Source organism: Rhodococcus sp. BH5 (genome assembly GCF_027583855.1).
Classification (GTDB): Bacteria; Actinomycetota; Actinomycetes; order Mycobacteriales; family Mycobacteriaceae; genus Rhodococcus_F; species Rhodococcus_F qingshengii.
In genome coordinates this window covers 1-22740 of the sequence record NZ_JAJHVW010000029.1, presented here as the reverse complement: position 1 = coordinate 22740, position 22740 = coordinate 1, and the positions used below count along the sequence as shown (strand labels likewise).

Here is a 22740-nt window from a genome sequence, read left to right as displayed (position 1 = left end):
CGGAGGTCCGCTTCGAGGCGACTGATCCTGTCGTCCTGATGGGTGATGCGGGTGTCCATTCGGGCGAATTGCGCTTCGTTCGCTTTGAACAGTTCGGCCCAACTGGTGGTGGTGTTGGCTTCTTTCGCCGAGGCGCGGGCCAGTCGAGATCCGAGGTATCCGATGATCGCCGCGGCGACGGTCGCGACGATCCCTCCGATGGTCAGTCCGAGGGGAGACATGTGTGCTCCTCGCGGGGTTTCGGCGGGCGGGTGCGTTCGATCATTGCGGCGATACACAACGCGAGGATCGCGACGGTGAGGTATCGGGTGGCTTCGACGTATCCGCGCGGAACGTCGAGGAAGACCCATGCCGCTCCGTAGCTCAGGGCCCACAGCAGGTTGAATCCGATCGTGAACGCGAATCCTGCCGGTTGCAGTGCGCGCCAACCGATTGCGGAGAGGGTGAGAATTCCGGTGATGATCCACCCGATTGCGTACCAGGACAGGGGTACGAGGTGGTCGACGAAGGCGAGTTGGGCGGGTGTGTAGTCGGGGGTGCGGGGGCCGATGTACGACGACCCCCGCACGATCGACGACACGCCCAGTGCGGCGAGTGCGATTCTGCGGACCACTGCTGGTCCCCCTTTTTTTACGGTATGCCGGAAGGGTCAGTTGCCGTGGCGTTGGTCGCCGTCCGCATCTTCACTGTCGTCACCGAAGGCGTGGTTGCCGTCGATGTCAGTACTGGTGTCGGTGTCGACGAGATCGCCGGTCTCGATGGCGATGTCGCTGACGGGCACCGGGGCGAGGGTGGGCAATCCCTTTGCGGTTCCGATGTTGACGGTGGCCAGTGACGTCAGGGCCGAGACGAGTGCCGCGCTGGCCGCCAGTATCAGCGCTGCGGGCCAGTCGATGTCGGAGAGGGTGCCCGTCGCCGGTATCGCGCCGACGAGTGCGCCGACGAAGGTGCGGCCCACTCGGTCCGTGAGGTCGATGAGGAAGTTCCCGGAACTGATCGCCGTCGAGGTCGACAGTGCGATCAGAAAGGACACCAGGGCGGCGAGGGCCGCCGAGGACAGTGCCGTGCCCCAGGAGATGGAAGCGATCGTGGCTCCACCTGCAAGGAAGATCAGGAGAGTCTGGATGAACGTTTTGCCGGTGCGGTCGAGTAGGTCGAGCCAGAATGCTGCCGTGTCGATCGAGGGTGCGACGAGCATGCCGTCGAAGTCGCTCTCGTGCTGGTGTGATTCGGTCATGATTTCAGCCTTCCTGTGCAGCGGTGGGCTGCTGACGAGTGTCGCCCGAAGCGAATCGGGCTTGCAGGGATGCGAGTAGGGCTTTGATTTCCACTGCCTCGCGGTGGGTTTCGAGAAGCCAGAAGGTCGGCGAGCCGGTGCGGTCGTCGCCCTCGACGTGGGATGGGTATCCGTCCCACACGGTTTCGTTCCAGATGTCGGCAAGTCCGGCGCGCGGCCACATCTGACCTTCCTTGACCTTGACGTTGCCGGGGCGAACGATCGGCCGGACGGGCTCGGGTTGGCCCCACTGCAATGCGGCGTGCTGTTCATGTGAAAGTTCCACGATGCCTCCTGGAGTCGGTGCGGGTGTAGGTCCCAGGCGCATGATCAGTGCCCAGGTTTTGGGTCCGACGGTGCCGTCGGGGGTCAAGGTGGGGTCGGTGCGCTGCAGGGCTGCGATCGCCGACTGCGCATCTCGCCACCTCCCGGTTTGCGCCAGGCCGAGTTTCGCCTGCATGTGCTTGATGCCCGCGATGTGGTGGGCCGGTTCACCGGCCTCCCCGGACACCGATTCCTCCGGACCTTCGAGAGGGCCGTAATACCATCCGCTCGGCAAGGGGAACGCGTCGGGATCACCTGCGCCGACAACGGCATCGAGATACCAGAAGTCGTGAAAGAGCGGGTCGTTCCACGCCCTGGCCGATGCGGCGACGACGTGACCGGAGCGGCCCATGTACATGCCGCGCGATTCGAAATTCAATCCGTCGAACGTTCCGGCGACGTGAGAGTTGTAGCCCCCGCCGCCATGCAGGAAGCCCAGCTTGAGGAGCGCTCCGGCAGGTACGTCCGCCTTGCTGCGAGCGTGAACGAGCCCCAGCCTGGCTGCGTCGCCGGTAGCGGAAGCACCGAAAATGCCTGGACGATTGCAGTTCTCGGTGGAGCCGTAGCGTCGATTGGCTTGCAGACCTTGAATATGGGCTGCGACGGCGAAAGTGAACCAGCTGCAGTCGCCGCCAGGGTTTCCCGAACCGCCGTAGACGTACGGAAGCCAGTCCTTGGACCAGATGTAAGCGCGAGTCGTATCGACCTGTGCGCGGGTGAATGTGCGTGCCATGACAGATGTCCTTTCGTTGGACTGCTTCAGGATTCGATTGGCTCGTCCGGGTATTCGGCAACGCCGGTGGCGTCGGCTTCGTTGTCGTGCTTGATGGCGGACAGTCGCGAATACTGTGTTCCGCCAGCGAAGTTGCGCCACCTCTCGGAGGTGACCCAGACATGGACTTCGCAGTTCGGCTCGGGGGTGACGAACGGCGCGGCCATGTGATGGGTGATCCGGGATGCGCCCGGCCGCTTGACGTCAGGTATCTCGGAGTAGACGGCAGATCCGCCTGGCGTACGGACCGAGAGGTGCATCACGGTTTCGTTGCCGCCGGTGAACAGGGTCGACTTCGCCAAGGTGGTGGCTGAAACATGCCACAGCCCTTCGGATTCGAGAAGGAGTCCGCCCGCAGGCAGGAGTCGAACGCCCTTGAGTGGTCCGAGCCGACCGGTGAACGGCATGCGCGTCGACCGGGAGACGACGGCGGGGTTGGCAGTCATGTACGCCGCCCCGTATCCGCGCACACCTTCGAGGAGATCCACCCGGTCGTTGTAGTTCGACTGCCCGTCCCGAATGTCGCGAAGTGGGCCGGGGCCGAACGTCCCGTCCCCGCCGAGCGCGAGTGCGACATCACCGAGGAGTGCGCCCAAACTCGGGAAGCCGGAGAACAATTCGCCGAACAACCTGCTGTGGGCAACATTGTTCGCGTCGTCGATCGGCTTGCGCATGCGGCGTGTGGCTTCGGCCTCGTCGATGTCTTGGTATCCGCGCATCGTGCCGTGCTTGCCGTACGCACCCTCGGGATACGGCCTACCTGGTGCCGTCATCAGTAGTCCACCTCGATCGTGCGGACCTGCGCGAGATCCTCGCTCGGCCCGGCATCTTCGGGCGCCCGGATGACGCCGCGCTCCTGCAGCCGCTCGGCCAACCGGATGAGATCAGACCCGGACATGGCGTCGAGATCGATGGCATCGGTGACCGGCGCAGGTCTCACGTCCGGATCGGGCGTGTCGATGTCGACCCATTCGACTGCTCCGACGCCCATCCAGTGCACCGATTCCGCGCCGCCGGGAATGATCTGCTTGATCTCCTGCAGCTCGGGGTGGTGCCGATACCCGGCGCGGGTGATGATCGACGAGGCTTTACGCAGGCACTCTTCGGCGGTGATCAGGGCGCTGCCGTCGGGGGTCATGATCGCTCCCATGAGCACCCACAGTGCATGCTCTTCGGGGTCGTCCATATTGGCGGTCACCTGGGTGGGGATTGCCATGTCAGATCACTCCTAGATCGTGTCCAGCGGCCGCGAGGTTCGCGATTTGACGCAAGCCGCGCGCAGTAGGTGATTCGAGGTCCGCGGGTTCGCCGGTCACGGCGCTCCACGTGTTCTGGCCGCGATCGCAGACGAGTTCGATCTCGCCGACCTGCTCGACGTAGATCTGGCCACGCTTGCCGACATCGCGCAGAGTCGAGCCGATGCGGTCACCGAGGAAGAAATGACCCTGCCCGTTATCGCCGATGACATACGGTCGACCGTCCGCGAGTTCGATACGGTGGGTGATACGCGGGCGAGATTTATGAAAACCCTCACGAATCTTCATGATCGAACTGAGCGTGTATGCACGGTCGCCGCCGGACACGAGATCCTCGTGATAGTGCGACCATCCGTACTTCAGCGCTCGCACAGGGCTTTTCACGCTGATCCACGCGCCGATCGTGTCGCTGTAGATCGGACGCAGGAAGATGTCCGCGATGGTGCCGGCAGTGGGCTGCAGGATGGTCATGCCCAGGTTGTTCAGACCCAATTGGACGGAAGCGGATATAGCCTGGTTGATTGCGTCCAAGGAGTGCCCACCAACGACCATCTGGACAGACTTGCCGTGCGTGTGACACCAGTCGGAGACTTCTATTCCCGAGATTCGGCCGTCGCGATAGACGACGTACGGCGCCCGCGGATACGTCCCGATCCAGGTGCCGATCGTGTTCCGATACGGGTCGACGGGATCGAACACCTGCGTGAGAGTCTCGTCGACGAGGTTGTCGGCGAGACTGACGACGGTGCGCTTGAGTCCGTCCCAGATCGTGCCGCCCTGTGAAGTCTCGTCCCAGTAGCCCGACTTGTCGACGACATCGAAGACGATCGTGCCGTGACGCAACTTCGCCCCTGGCCATGGGGGAGGATCGCCCTGCAGATACCGCCGAGTGGTGACCATGAGCTGTGCATCGCCGAGGGTCGGCTCCGCCATGTCGTGCCAGTACTTGAACCGACTCGACAACACGGTCCACGGTGACGAATCACCCAGCAATGAGCCAGGTTTGACGACCATGTTCCAGTCCGACATGTCGAGGCCGTTGAGCCACTGCACCGGATCCATCGGGTCGTCGGGAAGTGCCCACCAGTTGCCTTCCATCCGCATGATGTTGAGGAAGAGCGCCAACTTGAGCATGTAGATCGACGGCCCCGCGAGCACGAACGACCGAGGAAACTGGATGATCGCAGGCAGGAACGGATTCGACCAGACGAGAAGGTGCTTGAGTTCCTCGTAGTCGTCGAGGAACTGCAGCTCGACGAAGTTCTTCCCGTCGCGCGGCGCAGCCCGACGAGCCTGCTGCAGCCGCCCGCCCCACCGTGCGCCGTCCTTGTCGGCAGTCATATGGACGTTCTGCTTCGGCCGCCCGTACGGATCGACCGCCCACTTGGCGAGATAGTGATTGGCGGGCAGGACGATCCGGCCGGGACCCGAGTTGTTCTTGATCCACTTGACCGCCATCTCCCACTCGACCGTGACCCGGCCGCGATAGTTCATATCGCCGTCCCACAGGCGAATCAGTGGAGGCTTGCGACGACGCCGAGCGCGGTTCTGCTTCTTGCGTTCGGAGTCGTCGAGGATCGCCTGCATGCGATCCATCAGCTCCTGGTCGTGCAGGAGGGGATTGTCGAGCAGTGGTGCGGTCATTCTTCACCGCCCATCACCATGGTCCAGTGACGTGGCTGATACACCGCCACAGTCATGTTCGGCACCGTGCACTTGATCGGCACGTCGACCGGAAGAGTGTGCGGAGGGACGGCGAACTCGAACTCGACGGAATTCGCACGTGCCCAGAACAGCGGGTTGATGTTCGAGTCGTACGTCTCCTCGTCGGGATACGTTCGAATCGTGAGCTTCTCACCCGGCGAGAGCGTGGGCACGTCGATCACGCGCCCACGCCACTCGTAGTCCTCATGCTCAGGATCGGTGATCCACGAGAAGTCCGGCAATGTCACCTGGCCACCCTGCGGGGCATCGATGACCCACTTGGGATACATCGGCCGGTTCGTCGGATTCGCCAGCGTGACAGAACCGTTGAGCGCACCCGCCTTCGATTGGAAGACGTCGACCTCGTCCTTCTCCACCCAGAACGGCCAGCCAGCACGAAGAGTCATGACCATGTGCCCGTAGCGATTACGGCCAGGATCATTGCGCGGATTGAACTTCGGCGTCTCGACCTTCTGTAGACCGAGACGCCGAATACCCGACGATGACGTGGCAACGAGGTAGGTGATCCGATCGAACTCCCACATCGCCGACCACCGCGACTTCACCTGCTGCCACGACATGTCATCAGTCGGCGAAATATGCACCGGCAGAATGACGTCCTGCATGTTGTGGCGGAACCCGTTGTAGGTTCCGCCTTCCTGCCTGGCGCCTTCGGTCCAGATTGTGGTCGTCGGCGTCTCCCAGAGCCCTTCGGGACTCTCGTCGAGTTCGATGCCCTGAGCGCCGGAGCCCGGACCATGGATAGTGGCCCGGGCTCCGTTGGGGGCTTCGATCTCGAACAGGAGTAGATCGCTCATCGAATCCCCCAACCGTGCGTTGCAGCTTCCTGCAGTTCCTTGACTCTCAATTGCCGAAGTCCTTCCTCGACATTGGCGACGCCGTTGAAGATGTACGTCGAACCGGATTGGCCGCCTTGGCCGAGCGAGAGCCGTGCGCCGTTGTTCATGGCCTGCAAGATCGTCGGATTCTGACCGGCGTTCGCATCGAGCGCATTGACGACGAACTCGCGCTTGGTGAGCCACGCAGGCACGTTGTCGGTACCGCCCGGCCCATCGACGGGACCGCCTTTGGCGAAACGGTTGCCGCTGCGGATTCGCTCGATCTCTTCGAGCAGTGCAGCAACGCCGTCCTGCCCCTTGGCAACCGAATCGCCCCACCGCGCAACACCTTCGGCAGGGTTGTAGATCGCCGGGCTGTCTTGGGCGATCATCGACGGCGAGGTGGTGACCTGAGCGCCCATTGCTCGCTGGTCGGCGGACGGTTCGATCAGGTAGGGCGCCTGGGTCTGCTGCGCTTCCTCGAACATCCGCATTGCCTGGACGGCAGGCGGAATCTCGTCCGGGATTCCGAAGACTCCCAAAGCATCCGAGACGAATCCCGAGGCTGCGTTCTTGGCGAAGTCGCCGGCAATCTCCGACCACGACGTCGGACTGTTGCCATCCTTGGTCATACCCAGTTCGCGTAGCGCCTTCTCGGCCTTGAACAGTTCGGCATCGGCCTTCGAGATGTCCGTATCCGTCGACTCGGGATCGTCGTAGACCTCATTGCGGCGCTCGTTCGCGGACTGCACCGCAAGCTGAGCGTCGATCCGATCGGCCTCGGCGTCGGTGAACATCCGCGACAGTGCCGGAGCCTGCGGCGGGGGCGCCTTGTAGGTGCCCTCGACAATGCCGTCCTTCTTCGCCTGCAGACTGGTGACCTTCTCCTGCGCCTTGGCGACCTTGTTGTTCGCATCGTCGAGATCGGTCTGAGTCTTCTTACCCTCGGCCATGGCGTTCTCGACCTCGACGCGAGCCTCCTCCGCCTTACGTACGGCGATCTCGGCAGCCTCGAGATCCAACTGCTCCTTGTCCGTCCATTCGATGCGAGCAACCTCGCCGCGCACAGGGCTTGCCGCGATGGGCAGATACGCGTGGTCGGTCATGCTCGGGTGATTCGACCCAACCGATCCGCCGACCATTCCGCCGCCGTAGCTGCCACCCATTTCGACATTGGTTCCGTCAGGCAGGGTTCCGGCGGTATGGCCGCCGCCGGGTCCGCCGTTGTACCAACCGAAGCGGAGATCGCCCGCGCCGCCTCGACCGGACTGGAAGCCCATACCGGCAAGAGCGGCACCCATACTGGCGGTTGCGAACCGCGCCGCGAATGGCGCAAGGCCAACGGCAAAGCGAGCGATCGCCGACATGGCTGCCGAGCAGTCCCCCCAATTGATTCCGCCGAAGTTGTACGGATCGCCGGTCAGCGGCTTGACGCCGGGTATCCGTCCCATGACGAAATCGGTCAGATCACGGCTACCGACCACGCCGCCCGTCTCGTACCCAGGCAACTTCGGGAACGTGCCCGCGTTGATCGACGCCAATTCGCGGTGATACCTCTCGGACGAGCGGTCGTTGATGACCCACTCGCCCCGGTTGACGCGCGCGGTTGGAATCCCGTTCGAATCGACACCGAGGATTCCATCGACAGTGTCGGTGCCCGGTCCGGTGGTTGGTAGCTTTCCGCCGCCCGCAAATGCAGGAATTCGCCCACCGATGGCGTATCCGCGCTGCTGCCGCAGCATCTCTGCGGCAGCCTCGGACGAGAATGCGCCGTGTTGTTGCGCCGTGCTGTAAATCGCATTGAACGAGACGGTGACGGATTTGTTCTGCAAAGCATCAAGAGCCCGTTTGGCCTCTGCGGAGTCGGTGAGGAACTTCCGTAGTCCGTCCAAGATCGCCTGCGGGTTGGCGGTTTTCGTGGACAGTTCCGACAGTTGCTCGACGGTGAGTTGACGCTTCCCCTCGAACTGGGTCATGTCGATGTCCGCACCGGGCTTGAGTTCGAGACCGGAGATGAAGTTGACCATGCCTTCGGTCTGTTCGGCCTTGATGTCGAAGGAGTCCGTTTTGGCGTCGATGTTCAATGTTGCCCGGAATTCGGACAGTTCGAGTGCTTTGGCCGCAGCGGCGTCCAGGTTGTTCAGGGCGCCTTCGGTTTTCGCGACAACTTCGAAATGCGAACCGCCGTTCAGCTCCTTGAGGTCGAGATTCAGTTTCTCGAGCGCCTTGCGAACATGCTCGTCATTGGCTAGTTCCACTGGAAGACGCAACGGTTCACCGGGATTCAGGGAATCCTTTGTCAGTTTGAGTGTCGTTAGTGCGGCATCGACATTGTTCATTCCCTGCACGGCGGCGGCCGTTCGGAACCAGTCCTCAGAGAAGCCCTCTGCGCGAAGGATCTTCTCCATCTGCTCGGGGAGTAATCCGGCAGCCTCGGTCACCTGCTTGAAGCTGTCATGCATGCCGGCGAGAGCAGCGTCGACATCTCCGCCTGCCGTAACCAGAGCTTCACCGCTGGTGCGAATTTCCTGGATGGCACTGCGGATTCGCGTCCCGTTCTCGGTCATCGTGTTGACGCCGCCGGTGACCTTGTCGATCAGATCGCCACCGAGAGAGCCGCCCTCGGGAGTGAGCTTCTCTTCGAAGAGCTTCTTGGTTTCGCGCACAGTCTTGTTGAACGATTGCGTGGCATCTCCGAGGCTGGGCGGAATACCCGCGATCAGGTTCATGGTGTCGTGAAATGCACTTGCCTTCGCTGACGCACTGGCGGTGTCGTCGGTCAACACCTTGAACGCGTCGGAGAGGCCGTACAGGACTGGCGATACCGAGGCCGATACCGTCTGCAGATTCTGAGTTTCAGCCCGCAGTTCGGACCACGACTGGAGCGTTTGCCATGACACGTCCTCGTTTGCGGAGGCGGCCTTGTAGAAGCTGCCCCACTGTCCGTTGGTGCCAGCGAGTGCGGCCGAAAGCTCGTCCGCGCCCACGCCCATAGCCTTGAGGGAGTCGATCGTTTCCCGTGCTCGCAGTGCCGCCGTCTTGCGGTCGGCCAGATCTCTGAGCCCAGCACCCTCGGAGTCGAACATCCCCTTGTTGTCCATGAGGTTCTTGCCCATGCCAACGATGTGATCCCACATATCGGGGGCTTCGTCGGCGGTTTCCTTCAGGCTCGTCATGTACGCCTCGGATTGAGCCTGGAGCTGGCCCATCACGTTGTCGTCGACAGCGCCCTTCGATTCCGAAAACGCGCGGGCCATCTTGCGTTGCGACTCAGCGACGTCATCGGAGTACTTCTCGGTAATCTGCGCCTGGACATCCCAGTTCTTTGCCGACGAAACCAGTTGCGGGATAGCAATTGCTGCAGCCATGATGCCGATTCCGACTCCGCCACCGAGGGCGCCCGTCAGATTCGAGATCCCGGCCTTGAGCTTGCCTCCGAGGGCTGCTCCCGCACTCTGGGCATTTTGGCCGAGTGTGAGCATACCGGCGGACATGACACCGATTGGGCGGCCCGCCGCACCGGCCCATGCCTGCGTGTTTCGCACCTCGGCGCCGAAGTTGCGCATATGAGTTCGGGTGCCCGTGATCGTATTTCCTGTGTTCATCCACAAGCGCTGGTAGTTCGTCAGCGGAACTCGCCCGGCCGCAGTTTGGGCGGTCAAAGTCGCCATGGAGGGGGCGATCCTGGCCATGATGCCCGGCACTGTCTTGAACAGCATGAACGCGCCGAGAAGTCCGGCCACTGCGACCGTATTGTTCTCCATCAGCCCCGCGGTGGCATTGAGTATCGGCACGAGGGTGGCGTCGAGAATTGTCGCCGAGGCTTCCAACGTGGTCAGGAAGATCTGCCACGTCGAGACGCCCAGTGCGGCAGACGCCTTCGACAGGGACGTGACAATCGACCCGATGGCCGGAGCGACCTCCCTGCCTGTCTCTACGACCTGCTCGACAATGTCGCCGATCTTGGACATCGACTGGACCGCGAAATCCGAGTCGCGGAACTTCTCGAAGGCCTCTTTACCTTGGTTGCCGAAGTCCAAGATGGCGGGGATGTATTTGCCGGTGAGGTTCTTTTCGAACGTCGCCATGATCGGCTTGGCTTTGGTATCGAGTTCGTCAACAGCCTTGGTGAGTCCGAGGAATGCCGGGATTGCCTGGCGGAAGATCGGTCCCGCGATGGTGGCGCCGAATCGACCCTGTGCGGCACCGAGGTTCGCCCAGGCGCTCGAGACGGTGGTGGCTGCTGTTGCGGCGCCGCCGATGTTGTTCTCGATTGCGCGGAGGTAGGTCGCGGAGTCGACCTTGCCTTCGGCGACGAGTTTCTTCATCTCGGCTTGCGGCTTTTTCATTTCGGTCGCGAGCCACTGCCAGATCGGCAGGCCGCGGTCGGCGAGCTGCGTGATCTCCATCGTGTATGCGGTGCCGGAGGTTTGGACCTTGTTGATGATCTGGCCCATCTCGGACAGGGAGGTGCCTGCGATCGAGGCGGCGTCGGCGGTGAGTCCGAGGTAGCGCGTGAGGTCCTGGCCGGGTTTGACGCCAGCTGCGACTGCGGATGCTGCGATGGTTGCCGCGTCGCCGAGTCCGTAGCTGGTGCCCTTGACGGCCGCGAGTGCGGAGTCCATGATTTTCGCGGTCGAGGCGGTCGAGTTTCCGAGGGCGGTGAGCTTGCCCTGGGCGTCGTCGATCGCGGTAAGGCGGCCGATGCCTTTGTGGAGCGAGGATGCGAGCAGACCTCCGGCGGCAACACCGGCCGCTACGACGCCGACCTTGAGCGTTTTGCCGATACCGGACGCCAGTCGTGAACCCATGGATTCGCCGGCACGGTTGGCGGATGACTGTGCGCCACCAAGGGCAGAGGTGATCTGCCCGGGGATTCTCGAAGTGTCCGCCAAAATCGAGAGGTATCCAACACCCAATTCTGTCAACGGAATTCGCCTCCTAAGTAGCGAAACCCCCGTCCAGTCCAGGGCGGGGGTTGTGAGCGTTGGGGATCTTGAAACCGATCCGTTTTTGTTTGATCAAGTTGCATCTCAGGTGTGCGAGTTGCAGGTTTGATTCGTGATGCGTGCCGCCGAGTGAGTACGGCAGAATGTGGTCCACGGAAGCGCGCATCATGTCCGGGTAGGTGAGCATCATGTCGATCGATTGGTCACAGATTCGACACTGATTCCCGTCTCGCTGCCAGAGGTAGCTTGTCGACATCTTGTGTGGTCGCGCATTGGCCCGCTTGCAGGTTGCGCAGAGCATCTTATCGTTGCGGGTCTTGCGCCCAGATGACTTATCCATCAGGTTGATTGAGATTCCACATCGCGCACAGTTTCTGAACTTGGCGATTTTCGACCCTCGTGTTCGGTGCCAACTGTCGATGACCTGACAGTTTCGAGAACAGTGCGATCGTCTGCCGGAACCCTTCTCTACAGGACTGTCGCAGACGACACATATCCATTCACGGGTGAGGGTGCGATTTCCTGCGAGCGGATTACCGTGTCGGCGCATCTCGATCGAGTGTCGCGGGCAATACTTGGACTTCCCAGTTGGGTTCTCCTGCGGGTCATTGCAATCGTCGACCTCGCATCGTGGCTTACATTCTTCCGAGCAGTACTTGGCCTGGCCGGTGAATCCCGTACCCATGTCGGTTCCGCATCCCAGGCACAACTTGAAGGCAGATCCGGTCCTCTTCATTCGGTTGTAGTGCGTCGGGCACATAAAGCGTGCGTGAGCCTTGTTTGAACAGTTGTCAATTGAGCATTTTGAAGTAAGCTGCATGATGCCGCTCCTCGTTAGGGCGAGTGAGATTGGTAAAGGCCCCGACCAGCGTTTGAGCACTAGTCGGGGCCTGTTTGCTATTGGTTGGCGGCGCGTGCGCGAGCCTGGGCCTGCGCAATCCGATCGCGTGCGTTGCTCGGTTGTCGTTCGGCCTTCTGTTGCGGCGCAGGAGGTTTCCGGGTGCGAATGTCAGTGACGTTCTGAGCCGGTTCCTGTTTCGCGGCTTCACGTTGCGCGAAGACTTGGCGCAATCGTTCAACCGTGGGGGTCAGCTCGTCGGGATTGCCGCCCGCGAGTTGCACGCGCAGTTTGCGGATCTCGTCGGTGAGATTGAGTTGAATGTCAGCCTCGACGTCGGTGAAGACGCCCATCGGATCGACGAGTCTGCGATAGGCACTGCGTCCTGGCAGGTTCGAGAGCCAGGCATCGAAGTCGAGCCAGGACAGCGTGCGCCCGAGCTCGTCGAGTGACCTACCGATGACCAGTAGGTCGGAGCGGATCGCCCCCTCTACTCCGTCGCGTCGGAGGAGTCGGAGGAGGCTTCGGATTTTTCCGCGGGGATCTTCGACGCCTCTTGCCAGGCATTCCAGAGTTCGGTGCGAGATCGGTTCGGCCACGTGATGACGTGCTCATGGAGTGCGGGCTCGATCATTTCGAGCATCCATTCCATCCCGTCGAGATTGGTCGGGTAGACCATTGCGGGATCGGCCTCGATGATGACGAGCTTCTTCTCGTGGCGCTCGTCGCGGGCAGCCTGAACGTCGTTGGCCCGCTCGACGATTTTCGCGTCGGCGTACTCGGTGATCTCGCGAGGGATGTAGCCGAGTAGGGGAAGTTCGAACTTGACAGTCTCTCCGTTCTCGACGATTTCGACGGGGAACTTTTCGAACTCTGAGGGGTTGTAGACGAAGCCAGCCATTGCACCAGGCCTTTCAGTTGTTCCAATGGGAGAAATGCGACCGGGCCGTGGAGGCCACCCGGCAAGGGCGGCCCGGTGCAGTGGGGTGTGAATCAACCCCTGCCGGGTGGGTTCATCAGGCGGTGACGGTGACGACGATCGCCTTGGTCACTTCGACTGCCGGGGTAGCGGAGTCGGTGACCTTGAATGTGATCGACGGGGTGCCGGCCGCGGTGGGGGTTCCGGACAGGACGCCGGCGGGCGAGAGCGTGAGACCTGCAGGGAGAGTTCCCGTCTTGGTCCAGGTCTTCGCGCCGGTGCCACCCGAAGAGATCAGGGTCTGCTCGTAGGCATCGCCCACCTTGCCGGCGGGCAGCGAGGTCGTGGTGATCGCGAGCGGGCCGACGGCTGCCTTCGTGGCGTCGTTGATGATCTCGATGACGTTGACGCCGCGTCGACCGTTTGCCTCGGTCTCGTAGACCTGGATCGTGATTTGGTACTGGGTGAGCGCGTTGTGCACGTTCTGCACTTCGGCGATCTCGATGATCTGACCCTTTTCGATGACGTGGCGCTTTGCTGTGTCACCGTCGATGGAGTTGATGACCCAGGATTCGATCGGTAGGTCGTCGGCGGTCTGGTAGACCGTGATCTGACGGCCGTGCTCGTCTGCGGGGTGCTCGACGACGTTCGCTGCACCGTTGATCGCCCGCAGGACCACGGGGTCATTGGCGTCATTGAGGGTGATCTTGACCGTGTTGTCGGTCTCAGTGGTGACCGGGCGAGAAATGCCGCCGCCGAACTTGCGGATCTTGGTGATCGACTTGGTGCGACTGATGGAGAAGCCGGAGTCGCCGATCTCGCCGTAGTCGTTGGCGAGGAACTCGGGCTCGAGTTCCTCATAGGTGGTCGTCGGCAGGGTCGTGCCGAGCGGCGCGGAGTACAAGACGCCGCTGTCGAGCGGGGGGTTGGCGACGTAGGTCTTCGTGCTGGTGTCAACCATGATTCGTGCCCTTTCAGGGTTCGTTGCACCGGGCCTTGAAAGGTGGGGATGTGTTGAGGTCAGCTGATTTTCAGGAGTAGCTCGCCGGTGAACTGGTAGCGCTCCTGGCCGGACTCGTCAGGCCAGCGATACGGCCCGGAGTTCTCTTTCCATGACCGAATGAACGTGCCCAGAACCGTTCGGCTGCGAGAGTCGCGCATGATCGCACGGACGACCGCGGCGAGGTCGTCGGCTTCGCCTTCGGTGTCTGCCCAGCATTCGAGCAGTGCGAAGACCCGATCTGTTTGGCCGTGCGTTGCCATCCCGCCGCCTGGGGTGCGGGAGACGCGGACCTTGAGCGTGTGCCCCGGATTGGTGCGGGGGTTGGGGGTCTCGGTCCCAACCCAGACGACGAGGTGGTCGGGCATCTGCTCCTGGATGAGTGTTGCGAGAACGGTTTCAGCGGACGCGGGGACGATCAGGTTGTTCATCGCACGCTCCCGAGGACTCGCACCAGTGTGTTCTCGTTGGCGTTCTTCCTGCGGGCTGCGTACGTCTTGGCGTAGACGATCGCGCGCCATCGCCCCTGTGGCCGTCGTTGGCCCTGCATCGAGGACCATTCGAATCCATCTCCGGCCGCTGCAGCGATGCGGGATGCGAGCCCGTCGACCGCTGCAACCACGGGGCCGGATCGCCGAACGTCATAGAGAGCGTTCGGCTTCCACTGCATCCTCGGCTGCGTCATCGTCGATCACCTTCTCCACGAACTCGGCAGCGATCCAGGCTTGCGGGTTGTAGGCCGCGAGGAGTGTTCGCTTGGAGGGGTCGGAGTAGATCAGCAGTACTCCGGTTCCGTTCTCGGTGACGAACGTTGTGGTGTCGTAGACAGTTTCGCCGCCGATATGCCGGACGAGTACGACGGTGTCGCTCATCCGTCCACCCTTCGAAGTTTGACGTCCACGATTCCGGGGACGAAGTACGGGTTGTTGTCGTAGTTCGAGACGGCGACGACGCGAAACCAGCCTTCGCCGGGTAGTTCGATTCGGTCGCCGACCTTGACGCCGAGATCCGTTGGCGGGTAGCAGGTTGCATCGAAGGCGATACGTTCTGCGTGCCCGTCGGTCGGCGCCGCAACTTCGCTCGGATACCAGAGGAGAACGAACTTGGGCTCAGGGTCGTCATGCTTCTCGAGCGCGTTGCCTCGTGGGCTGAACTCGGTCGATGCGATCTTGCGCCGATAGCTGATCGGCAGGGTGCATTGGAATTCGGCCATCAGGCATCACTTCTCGGGGGAGTGGTGTCGATCGTGAAGGCACGACCTGTGCGAGCTGATCCGCAGAGACGTTGCAGGTCGGTGATCTCGCTCGGCCAGAACATGCGTTTGCGTTCGGATCGGTTGTCGATCGTTTGCTGAAAAGGCCCGGCGCTCACCTGTGTGATGGCGCCGGAGCCGACGTCGTTCCACCGCAGGATCGCGCCAACGAGAATGACTTTCGCCTGCGCTGGGTATTTGAAGTCGTTCTCGACAATGCACGGGGCGATCCATGGGGCCGATGCCATCGCGATGGTCGAGTCGATCATTGCTCGAGCCTTTTTCTCGTCGATGTTCGCGACGAATGGCGCGAGATCGTCCTCGATGTCGATGGCTACCGGCCCCATGGGTCTACCTCACTTCGTGTCGTTCGTGGCCGCGGCTTGCTCTTCGGTCCACTGAGTTTCGGCGGCGAGCCAGGCTTCGAGCGCGACCTTCTCGGCTTCGGCATCTGCTTTGGCCTGAGCCTCGGCGTCCTTCTTGGCCTTGGCCTTCTCGGCTGCGGTCTGCGTCTTGGGCTGCTCGGGAACTTCGATGCCGTCGATGGCGGCAAGCGCGTCGAGGGTCTTCTTGTCGGTGACCTCGGCGACGCCGTCAATGAACTTGACGCCGAGGTCGAAGACGATCAACTGGGGGTAGCGAGGCGAGCGCACGGCCACCATCAGAGCAGTCCGGTCAGCTTGGCGTGCTTGAGCTGGTTGCCGTACTTGAGTCCGATCTCGCCGTAGAGCTGGACCTTTTCGGACGCGCCGGTCTTGGCCAGGGATTCGGCGAAGAAGTGACCCTTGCCGGGGATCTCGAGGAATCGCGGTGCGCACTCTTCGAGGGAGACGACCGCGAGGTCGGTGGCGGGCATGTAGCGGTTGAGCATGATGTTGCAACGACCGAAGTCGGTCTCGATGGTCTGCAGGTTCACACCGCCCACGTTGCGGGTGGATTCCTTGTAACCCTTGCCGTCGATGAAGATCTTCGTCAGTGCGCGCTTCTGCTTGGCTCCGACGATGATCGTGCGGGTCTCGGATTCCTGGATGCCGCCGTTCTCCCAGGCGAGCTGCATGAGGTCGAGCAGCATCGTCTCGGTCAGCGCGGCCGCGGTGCCGTTGGTGACGACGTTCGAGGTGATGGCCTCCAGGATGCCGCGAGTGCGGCGCTTGGTCGTGTTGTCGGTCGGCAGGTTGTAGGTGCCGACGATGAACGACTTTTCGACGTCGCGTGCGATCTGCTTGATCTCCGCCGCGGTCTGGAAGGTGAGCTCGTCGGTAACGGGCTGGACTCCGGCCTGCATCGGGTCAGTGCCGGTGAGCTGACGGGTGGCGCCCTGCTTGGTGTACGAGACCGACACCTGCTCCTGATGGATTTCGAGCACGTTGCTGCCCGAAGATCGCTTGCGGCCCTCAGCCGTCGGCGCATCGGCACCTTCGAGGCGCTGACGAGTTTCGTCAGCATCGCGCAGGTCAGCGGTCTGCCAGGTGAAGATCGTGGAGCCGGTGTCTTCACCGCCGGTCAGGCCGCCGATTGCGGACAGGAACGGCGTGTCCTCGGTGGAGAGCTGGAAGAGCTCGCCCACGTAGTTCGGCAGGTTGTAGGTGGTCCCCATTCCGGTAATTCCGGGCATGAGAGTGTCCTTTCACTGATGCCCGAGTGGATCGGGCGGGGCTTATTTGCTTGCGGTGTGGAGCTTTTGAGACTTGAGTGCCATCGCCGTCTGAATGTCTCCGGCCTTGGTCGCCGCGGCGATTCGTGCGTCGAGATCAGGAGTGTTGGCGGGAGTGTTGCCCTCACCGGGCACGACGACGCCGACACTGACCGGTGCTGCAGACTTGAGTGACGGATTGGCGGTGATCGCGCCCTGAATCTCGGCGGAGACCTTCGTCGCGAAGTCCGGCGCACTCGGATCGAGGTCGAGTGATTCGATCTTTGCCATGAACGAGCGGGAGTCGATCAGCGAGTTGGCATTTGCCTCCGCACCCGGCGCGAGTCGCAAGATCGCGTTCTCGACTTTGGCTTCACGTTCCCCGCGCTGTGCAGCGGTGAGGTCGGTGGTGAGCTTGGCTGGATCTGGCGGTGTTGCCGGATCAGTCCCACCGGTGAGTCCTGCGAGGAACTGGTCATACTTCTCAGCCTTGGGATGATTCGCTTTCGCTCGCGTCTCCCACTTGCGTGAGTTGTCCAGAGCATCCTTGACCTGCGCGGGTGTCATTCCCTCGAACAGGGTTGCCCACTCGTCCTGTGCAGGAGCGGCGGGCGTGGGTGCCGGGGCAGGAGCTGGCGGTGTCGCCGGACCTGCGGGTACAGGCGGTGTGGCAGCCGGGGCCTGCGGGTGAGCCTGGGGGTCGGGATCGCGGCGAGGATGGCGCCGTGCGGCGCGTGATCCGGCCGGACCGAAGAGGTCGACTGCCGAGGTGGCGAATCCGAGACGTGCTGATCGAGTGTGTTGCATTTCTACTCCCGTGCGGGATCGGTCAGCGCCGTGCGGCGCTGGGGGTTTGTGGGGCGTCAGCGGGTCGCCGTTCCTACGCTGCGCATATGGGCGAGTACGGCCGTGAGGTCGATTGCCCCGAACTCGCCGACGCCAGGCGTGGCGAGGACGGCCGCCTCGTACTCCTCGTTCCATTCGTCGACATACGAAGGCGGGGTGTAGCTCTGGCCTGGGCGTACTTCGACGGCGATGCAGTGGCATTTGTCGTGGTACTTGTCGCCACGCTTCTGGCTTCCTCGCGTTGTGATACCACCAGCGGCGAACTGTCCGCCTTGACGTCGCTCGCCGCCGGATGCGCGGATCTTGCGATCGGCGAGTGACATTTCCTGGCCTCGACCAACGACCGAAACGGCCGCGGCTTCGGATGCGTATACATCGCCTCGGGTTGCCATCATCCGACAGAACGCGCACGCGGTACCTGATGCGTGCCGAGCCCAGGTCGATCCGGATTCGGCCCGAGAGTTGGTCAGAACCGTCTCTCGGGCAGCGTTGAAGATCGCCCGCTGCGCAAAGCCTGCAAGTCGCGACAGGGCGGCTTCGCCGGTGGCGCCGAGTGCCCATTGTGTCGATGTCGCGAGTTGCTCGGTCGGCGAGAGCGGGGCAGGCGTTGCCCGGTAGGGCAATTCAGGTGCTGAATCCTCGTACCAACGAGCAGCGAGGTCGCCTGCCATGGACTCATACGGCGAGATCATCTCGGGAACTGCCTGTGTCATCACACTCCGAAACGAGGGTGAGTCGATGTCGAGCATCGACGCCTCTTTCCAGAGGTCGGAGACGTCGTTGACGGCCAGCAGGTTCAGGTTCGACAGGATTTCGAGGCGCTCACTCGGCGAGGGCATCGGGTTCGCCCTCGTCGGGTGTCCGCTTGCTCGCCAACGCAATCACGTTCAGGTCGGTGACCTGACGCGCTGCGTTGATCATCCCGTCGACGCGCGAGCCGAGCTGTGCGCGTTGCATATCGGCCATCGCGCGGGCGACGGTGGTCTCATCCCAGCCCATCATTTCCAGGCCGACTGCCGAGTCCTGCAGCTTCGGATACGCCTGGATGAGCTTGAGGGCGAAGTCGCCAGCCGAGGACTGCGACATCGTGGCAGGGTTGCGCCACTTGGTCCGCAAGCTGCGCCACTCATCCGGGATGGTGTCGCGGTTCTCGCGGATCTGCAGGCCAGTCAGAACGGCTCGGACCCAGGTTGTACCGAACACCTGATTGCAGTATTCGGCCTCGATGAGCAGATCCTCTTTCATGGCGTGGATCGCCTCGGCCGAGGACGCATTCTCCTGGATGACACCGAGGGAGCCGACCGGGATCGATGTCTCACCCGAGAACTGTGTTGCCAGCGTTCGAAGTTGATCCGAATGCGGCTGCGGAGACGCCGCGGCGAAGGTGCCGACCTGCGGCAGCTCGCCTTCTTCCGTTCGTCCGGCCGCCCAGAGACGACCCATGATCGCCTGCCACTGGGTCTTTAGGTTGCCCTCGGCGTCCATGAACATCGACTCGTCGGCGCCCATGATCCACCGCTGCGGTGAGGAGTAGAACTCGGCCGATACCTCCATACGCACCGCGGTGCGCAGGGCTGCGTCGGCGAGACCCATTACCGGGCGCGAGATCCGCGAGGCACCGAACGGACGCTCGAGGTTCGGCTTGTGCACCAGCAGCTCGACTGGGAGTCGGCCGAGGGAGTGCTTGCGGCGCTCAACCTTCCATCCGAGAGTAAAGCGGGTCATCGTGATTACGACGTCGGGCAAGTACATCATCAAGACGGTGGGGGTTCCGTCCTCCGAGGTGTCGACGATCGCCAGGTGAGCTGAGAGTCGGCGCCGTCGACGATCCCACAGCGCCGTTCCCGACATCGCCGATCGAGTGGTGATCAGGACATCAGGCTCGCCGGATGCGACGTCGCCTTTGGTGGTGGCCACGAATGCACAGCTGTGGATGTACGCGGACGTATGAGCCTGGGGCGCTTCGATGTCCATGTCGTTCGCATTCCACATCGCGTCGATGCCCATATCCATCGACGAGCCGCCGGGGATCACGAAGCCGTCCATCTTGTTGCGCCGCGCGAGACCGTCAACGGCCTTGGCGGGCCAACCGAGAACCATCTCGATGTTGACCATCTCCGGCGGAATGGCGATCCCGAGATCCTTGATGAGGTTCTTCGAGTCGTAGTACATCTGGCGGATCTTGTTGCGCGACAGCTTCTGCATGTACTGCCGGATCAGTTTGTCGAGCGTGTTCTGCTCGTCCGGCTTCAGATCGGAGATTTGCGTGCCCGATGTGATTGTGACAGGGCTGATCGCGCCGCCGAGAAGGGGAACATTCATTACGACAACACCAAAACCCTTCCCGTTCCGCTGGATGTGCGGACCTTGTTGCTGTTGAGTGCGAGACGCCGACCGAGGAGAGCGCCGACCATACAGACCGCGAGGTCGACCAGCTCGCCGGAGTCGCGGGACTTCTTGCCGAGGGAGGTGCCCCACCTGTTCCCGCGCATTTTCGCGTTGTGAACGTGCTTGACCAGTCGCGGGTCTCCGTCGTGGAGCAGCGTGCCGTCCTCGTCGATCATTGTCACCACCAATTGCGCCTGCTCGGTGAACTGCTGGTTGCGGGTCACGCCGCCACGCTGAGAGAGGCGCATGTCGAACTTGACCGAGTGCCCCTGTGCGCCAGGGGTTGCCCAGACCTTGAGCTTCTTCGAGAAGTCGCGGTGCCAGGCGTCGATGAGGTCGATCCAGTACAGCGCCTCGTCCTCGTCGTCCTTGGCAGGCGAGGGGTCGACGCCGAACCAGACCACCTTGTAGAGATCGAACGTGCGGCGAACAACGTCGTCCACCTCGTCTCGGTCGACGCGGAACTGGCCTTGCTTCTTGACGTCCCAGCCGGGCGGCTTTGCCCACATGCCGAGCGTCTTGACGAACCCGTCCGAGAGGCGCGCGGCGACCAGGGCGGTGGCGTCTTCGGATTTCGAGCAGTCAAGGAACAGGGATATCTGATCGCCCGGTTCGAGGTCGAGGTCGCCGCGGGCGAGGGTGATGAACTTGCGCGGATCGACCCACGCGTCGGCGGCGGCTGCCAGTCCATTGAGGTAATAGCGGATGGTGTCGGCCGTGGTGGTGCGTGCATCGAGAACCTCACCTTCGAGCCGTTCTGGGTCCGACCAAGGGGCGTCCATGTACGCGGCAGCGAGGCCCTTACGTAGAGACTCCTCGTCGGTGATGTCGGTGTCGGGGGGCGCTTCGATCGAGTCGTAGAGGATGTCGCGACGTTTGGCGTTGGGGTGCTGCTGGTCCTGCCATGCACCGAAGGACTGTTCGGCGACAGCGTCGCTGCCCATTCGATGGGCGTTGGTGTACTCGAACACCCGTGCCTGCAGCTCGCGTGGAGACTTTCCGACGTTGCGGCGGGCGACAGCGGCGATGTCGTGCCCGCCGCTGCTTTCGGTCATGTGGTGCGACTCGTTGAGCATGATGTGCGTCGCTGGGTCGCCCTCGGCGGTCTTCTGCGATGCCGTGAGCAGCTCGATTCGCCCGCCACGCTTGAGGGTGGTTCGAGTATCGCCGCAGTCGAAGTCGAACTCCTGGCGAGTAGCCTCGGGGACCATCGCGTTCGCTACGCGCAGGACGTCCTTGCCCTGCGCTTCCGAGTTTGCGGCGATCTGCACCAGCGGGAGCCGGTGCCGAATCCCTACGAGACGACCATTCTTCGCCCGCCCGACCTGCGAGGGGCCGACGAGCTCGAGCAGGCAGATGCACGCGCCGAACGGGTCTTTGCCGGTGCCTTTCGCGCCGCGTTTGACCGCCGAACGGTAGAGCCATCGCCCGGTATTCGGGTCGGCCGCATAGGCGAGGACGAGGAACATCTTCTGACCCGGCGTGAACGTCCAAGGTTGCCCGGTGGTCGGGTTGACGAACCACTTCTCAGCGAACCTGATCAGCGCCGGCCCGAGCGAGAACGACGGTAGTTCCGCCATTCTGTCGGGGTGATTCCATGCCTTGCACGGATCGCCAGGCCAGGGGATGGTGCGCCAGGCGCCCGAGGGGTCGATCCAATACCCAGGGAGGAGTTCAGCTTTCGAATTGACCTCAGCCGAGGACATCGCGGTAGTCGTCCATGAGCGCGACGTCCGCGTTCGATGCGTCTTCTTCGTCGTCGATTAGCGGTGAGGTGTCGGCAGCATCGGGGTCGATGTACCGAATCCGCATGTCGCGACGATGCTCGACCGTGTTGCCTAACTGCTTCTCGCGGGCGCGAAGTTCGGTGGCCGCCTTGACATCGCCGTCGTGGAACTCCGCAGCGATCAGCGCGGTGTCGATGGCGTACTGCCAATCCGAATCCGACCACAGAACGCAGTGCGGCATCGTCGAGATGGCCTTCCACCACCGGCGAGTCAGTGTCGGCCAGGCCTTGCCCTGCAGCCGCTTCGAGGGAAGCTTCGGCGCATCTGCGTATGGGATGTCCTTGACGTCGGTCCAGTCATGTTTGAGCGCATGACGATTGACGCGCTGACCTTCAGGTTTGGGCTTTCGACCGGCAATGGCCACGGCTGATCACCCCCAAGAAGTCGAAATGTGTGAATCTGCGATTTGTCGGAAGTCCTGGCATTTCACACAGTGGCTGAGGCCCTATGCCCTCCGTGGCCCCTTGATGAGGGGGGAGGGGGTACCCCCGGTCCATCTAGGCAGGTCAGAGGGTGGTCAGTCGACAGGGATGCCGGGGTGGCGCTGAGCAGGCCGCTGACGCTTTCGACGGCGCCCTTCGGCAGCTTCTCGGCCCGTCTTCTTCTTGTGGCAGGGCACGCATCTCGTGCGGCCGTTGCCGAGGGTCGTTGTGCCACCGAATGCGACGGGAGTCTGATGGTCGGCGTTGACATCACCCTTGCCAGCAGTGCCCTGGTAGCCACAGTCGACGCATCGGTACCCATCGCGTCGCAGTACGGCCTTGGCCCAGCGTCGGTGCTCCTTGGTGGTGGTGCGGGTTGCGCCTCCATTGGTCCACGCCATGACGGTTACGGCTCCGATCTGGGCTGAGCGCGGCCCTTGTGCCCATCACCAGGCCAACGCCCGAGGTTCATCGGCGGCAACCACATTCGAAGTAGTGCGACGACCACCCAGAAGAATCCTCTGCTCTCACGCAT

General features: G+C 62.6%; 25 protein-coding genes and 1 pseudogene. All 26 read right to left on the bottom strand.

Annotation, left to right across the window (positions count from 1 at the left end; genetic code table 11):
• Positions 1-221: pseudogene (locus tag RhoBH5_RS31290) on the bottom strand (hypothetical protein); the annotation flags it as partial.
• Entirely contained in the window at positions 203-613 is a 411-nt protein-coding gene (locus tag RhoBH5_RS31285) for a hypothetical protein (protein ID WP_270009440.1), read from the bottom strand. The pseudogene RhoBH5_RS31290 and the gene RhoBH5_RS31285, both read right to left, overlap by 19 nt.
• Before the next feature lie 36 nt (positions 614-649).
• A complete protein-coding gene (locus RhoBH5_RS31280) occupies positions 650-1237 on the bottom strand; it encodes a holin (protein WP_270009439.1) in 588 nt (195 codons plus the stop codon).
• Positions 1238-1241: 4 nt separating this feature from the next.
• Positions 1242-2333, bottom strand: a complete 1092-nt coding sequence (locus RhoBH5_RS31275) for a hypothetical protein (protein ID WP_270009438.1) — start codon at positions 2331-2333, stop codon at positions 1242-1244.
• A 26-nt stretch (positions 2334-2359) separates the two neighbouring features.
• Complete coding sequence (locus tag RhoBH5_RS31270; RefSeq protein ID WP_270009437.1) at positions 2360-3145, bottom strand: hypothetical protein; 786 nt, start codon at positions 3143-3145, stop codon at positions 2360-2362.
• On the bottom strand, positions 3145-3588 hold the full coding sequence (locus RhoBH5_RS31265) for a phage gene 29 protein family protein (protein WP_270009436.1): 444 nt from the start codon (positions 3586-3588) through the stop codon (positions 3145-3147). Before RhoBH5_RS31265 ends, RhoBH5_RS31270 begins: the two co-directional genes overlap by 1 nt.
• 1 nt (position 3589) lies before the next feature.
• Positions 3590-5272 (bottom strand): Gp37-like protein, encoded by a 1683-nt coding sequence (locus RhoBH5_RS31260; RefSeq protein ID WP_270009435.1) that lies wholly within the window; start codon positions 5270-5272, stop codon positions 3590-3592.
• Positions 5269-6150, bottom strand: a complete 882-nt coding sequence (locus tag RhoBH5_RS31255; RefSeq protein ID WP_270009434.1) for a phage tail protein — start codon at positions 6148-6150, stop codon at positions 5269-5271. Before RhoBH5_RS31255 ends, RhoBH5_RS31260 begins: the two co-directional genes overlap by 4 nt.
• Positions 6147-11099, bottom strand: coding sequence for a tape measure protein (locus RhoBH5_RS31250; protein ID WP_270009433.1), 4953 nt, complete (start codon positions 11097-11099; stop codon positions 6147-6149). The genes RhoBH5_RS31255 and RhoBH5_RS31250 overlap by 4 nt, the downstream gene beginning before the upstream one ends.
• A 13-nt stretch (positions 11100-11112) precedes the next feature.
• A complete protein-coding gene (locus RhoBH5_RS32820) occupies positions 11113-11376 on the bottom strand; it encodes an HNH endonuclease (protein ID WP_442972495.1) in 264 nt (87 codons plus the stop codon).
• A 641-nt stretch (positions 11377-12017) separates the two neighbouring features.
• Complete coding sequence (locus RhoBH5_RS31245) at positions 12018-12557, bottom strand: hypothetical protein (RefSeq protein WP_270009432.1); 540 nt, start codon at positions 12555-12557, stop codon at positions 12018-12020.
• The gene (locus RhoBH5_RS31240) at positions 12449-12859 is read right to left on the bottom strand and encodes a hypothetical protein (protein ID WP_270009431.1); all 411 of its coding nucleotides are present in this window, start codon (positions 12857-12859) and stop codon (positions 12449-12451) included. The genes RhoBH5_RS31245 and RhoBH5_RS31240 overlap by 109 nt, the downstream gene beginning before the upstream one ends.
• A 115-nt stretch (positions 12860-12974) precedes the next feature.
• Positions 12975-13838, bottom strand: a complete 864-nt coding sequence (locus RhoBH5_RS31235; protein WP_270009430.1) for an Ig domain-containing protein — start codon at positions 13836-13838, stop codon at positions 12975-12977.
• A 59-nt stretch (positions 13839-13897) separates the two neighbouring features.
• Positions 13898-14308, bottom strand: a complete 411-nt coding sequence (locus tag RhoBH5_RS31230) for a hypothetical protein (protein WP_270009429.1) — start codon at positions 14306-14308, stop codon at positions 13898-13900.
• On the bottom strand, positions 14305-14562 hold the full coding sequence (locus RhoBH5_RS31225) for a hypothetical protein (RefSeq protein ID WP_270009428.1): 258 nt from the start codon (positions 14560-14562) through the stop codon (positions 14305-14307). Before RhoBH5_RS31225 ends, RhoBH5_RS31230 begins: the two co-directional genes overlap by 4 nt.
• Entirely contained in the window at positions 14519-14749 is a 231-nt protein-coding gene (locus RhoBH5_RS31220) for a hypothetical protein (protein ID WP_058036883.1), read from the bottom strand. Before RhoBH5_RS31220 ends, RhoBH5_RS31225 begins: the two co-directional genes overlap by 44 nt.
• Positions 14746-15090, bottom strand: a complete 345-nt coding sequence (locus RhoBH5_RS31215; RefSeq protein WP_270009427.1) for a hypothetical protein — start codon at positions 15088-15090, stop codon at positions 14746-14748. Before RhoBH5_RS31215 ends, RhoBH5_RS31220 begins: the two co-directional genes overlap by 4 nt.
• Positions 15090-15476, bottom strand: coding sequence for a hypothetical protein (locus tag RhoBH5_RS31210; protein WP_270009426.1), 387 nt, complete (start codon positions 15474-15476; stop codon positions 15090-15092). Before RhoBH5_RS31210 ends, RhoBH5_RS31215 begins: the two co-directional genes overlap by 1 nt.
• Before the next feature lie 9 nt (positions 15477-15485).
• A complete protein-coding gene (locus tag RhoBH5_RS31205) occupies positions 15486-15791 on the bottom strand; it encodes a hypothetical protein (RefSeq protein ID WP_270009425.1) in 306 nt (101 codons plus the stop codon).
• A complete protein-coding gene (locus tag RhoBH5_RS31200; protein WP_270009424.1) occupies positions 15791-16744 on the bottom strand; it encodes an SU10 major capsid protein in 954 nt (317 codons plus the stop codon). The genes RhoBH5_RS31205 and RhoBH5_RS31200 overlap by 1 nt, the downstream gene beginning before the upstream one ends.
• A gap of 42 nt (positions 16745-16786) precedes the next feature.
• A complete protein-coding gene (locus RhoBH5_RS31195) occupies positions 16787-17569 on the bottom strand; it encodes a hypothetical protein (RefSeq protein WP_270009423.1) in 783 nt (260 codons plus the stop codon).
• Between the two features lie 56 nt (positions 17570-17625).
• Positions 17626-18447, bottom strand: coding sequence for a VG15 protein (locus RhoBH5_RS31190; protein WP_270009422.1), 822 nt, complete (start codon positions 18445-18447; stop codon positions 17626-17628).
• Complete coding sequence (locus RhoBH5_RS31185; RefSeq protein WP_270009421.1) at positions 18431-19930, bottom strand: phage portal protein; 1500 nt, start codon at positions 19928-19930, stop codon at positions 18431-18433. The genes RhoBH5_RS31190 and RhoBH5_RS31185 overlap by 17 nt, the downstream gene beginning before the upstream one ends.
• Positions 19930-21702 (bottom strand): terminase, encoded by a 1773-nt coding sequence (locus tag RhoBH5_RS31180; RefSeq protein ID WP_270009420.1) that lies wholly within the window; start codon positions 21700-21702, stop codon positions 19930-19932. Before RhoBH5_RS31180 ends, RhoBH5_RS31185 begins: the two co-directional genes overlap by 1 nt.
• On the bottom strand, positions 21689-22147 hold the full coding sequence (locus tag RhoBH5_RS31175; protein ID WP_270009419.1) for a phage terminase small subunit: 459 nt from the start codon (positions 22145-22147) through the stop codon (positions 21689-21691). The genes RhoBH5_RS31180 and RhoBH5_RS31175 overlap by 14 nt, the downstream gene beginning before the upstream one ends.
• Before the next feature lie 153 nt (positions 22148-22300).
• Positions 22301-22606 carry an HNH endonuclease gene (locus tag RhoBH5_RS31170; protein ID WP_270009418.1) on the bottom strand — a complete coding sequence of 102 codons (306 nt, stop codon included), beginning with the start codon at positions 22604-22606 and terminating at the stop codon, positions 22301-22303.
• Positions 22607-22740 lie beyond the last annotated feature (134 nt).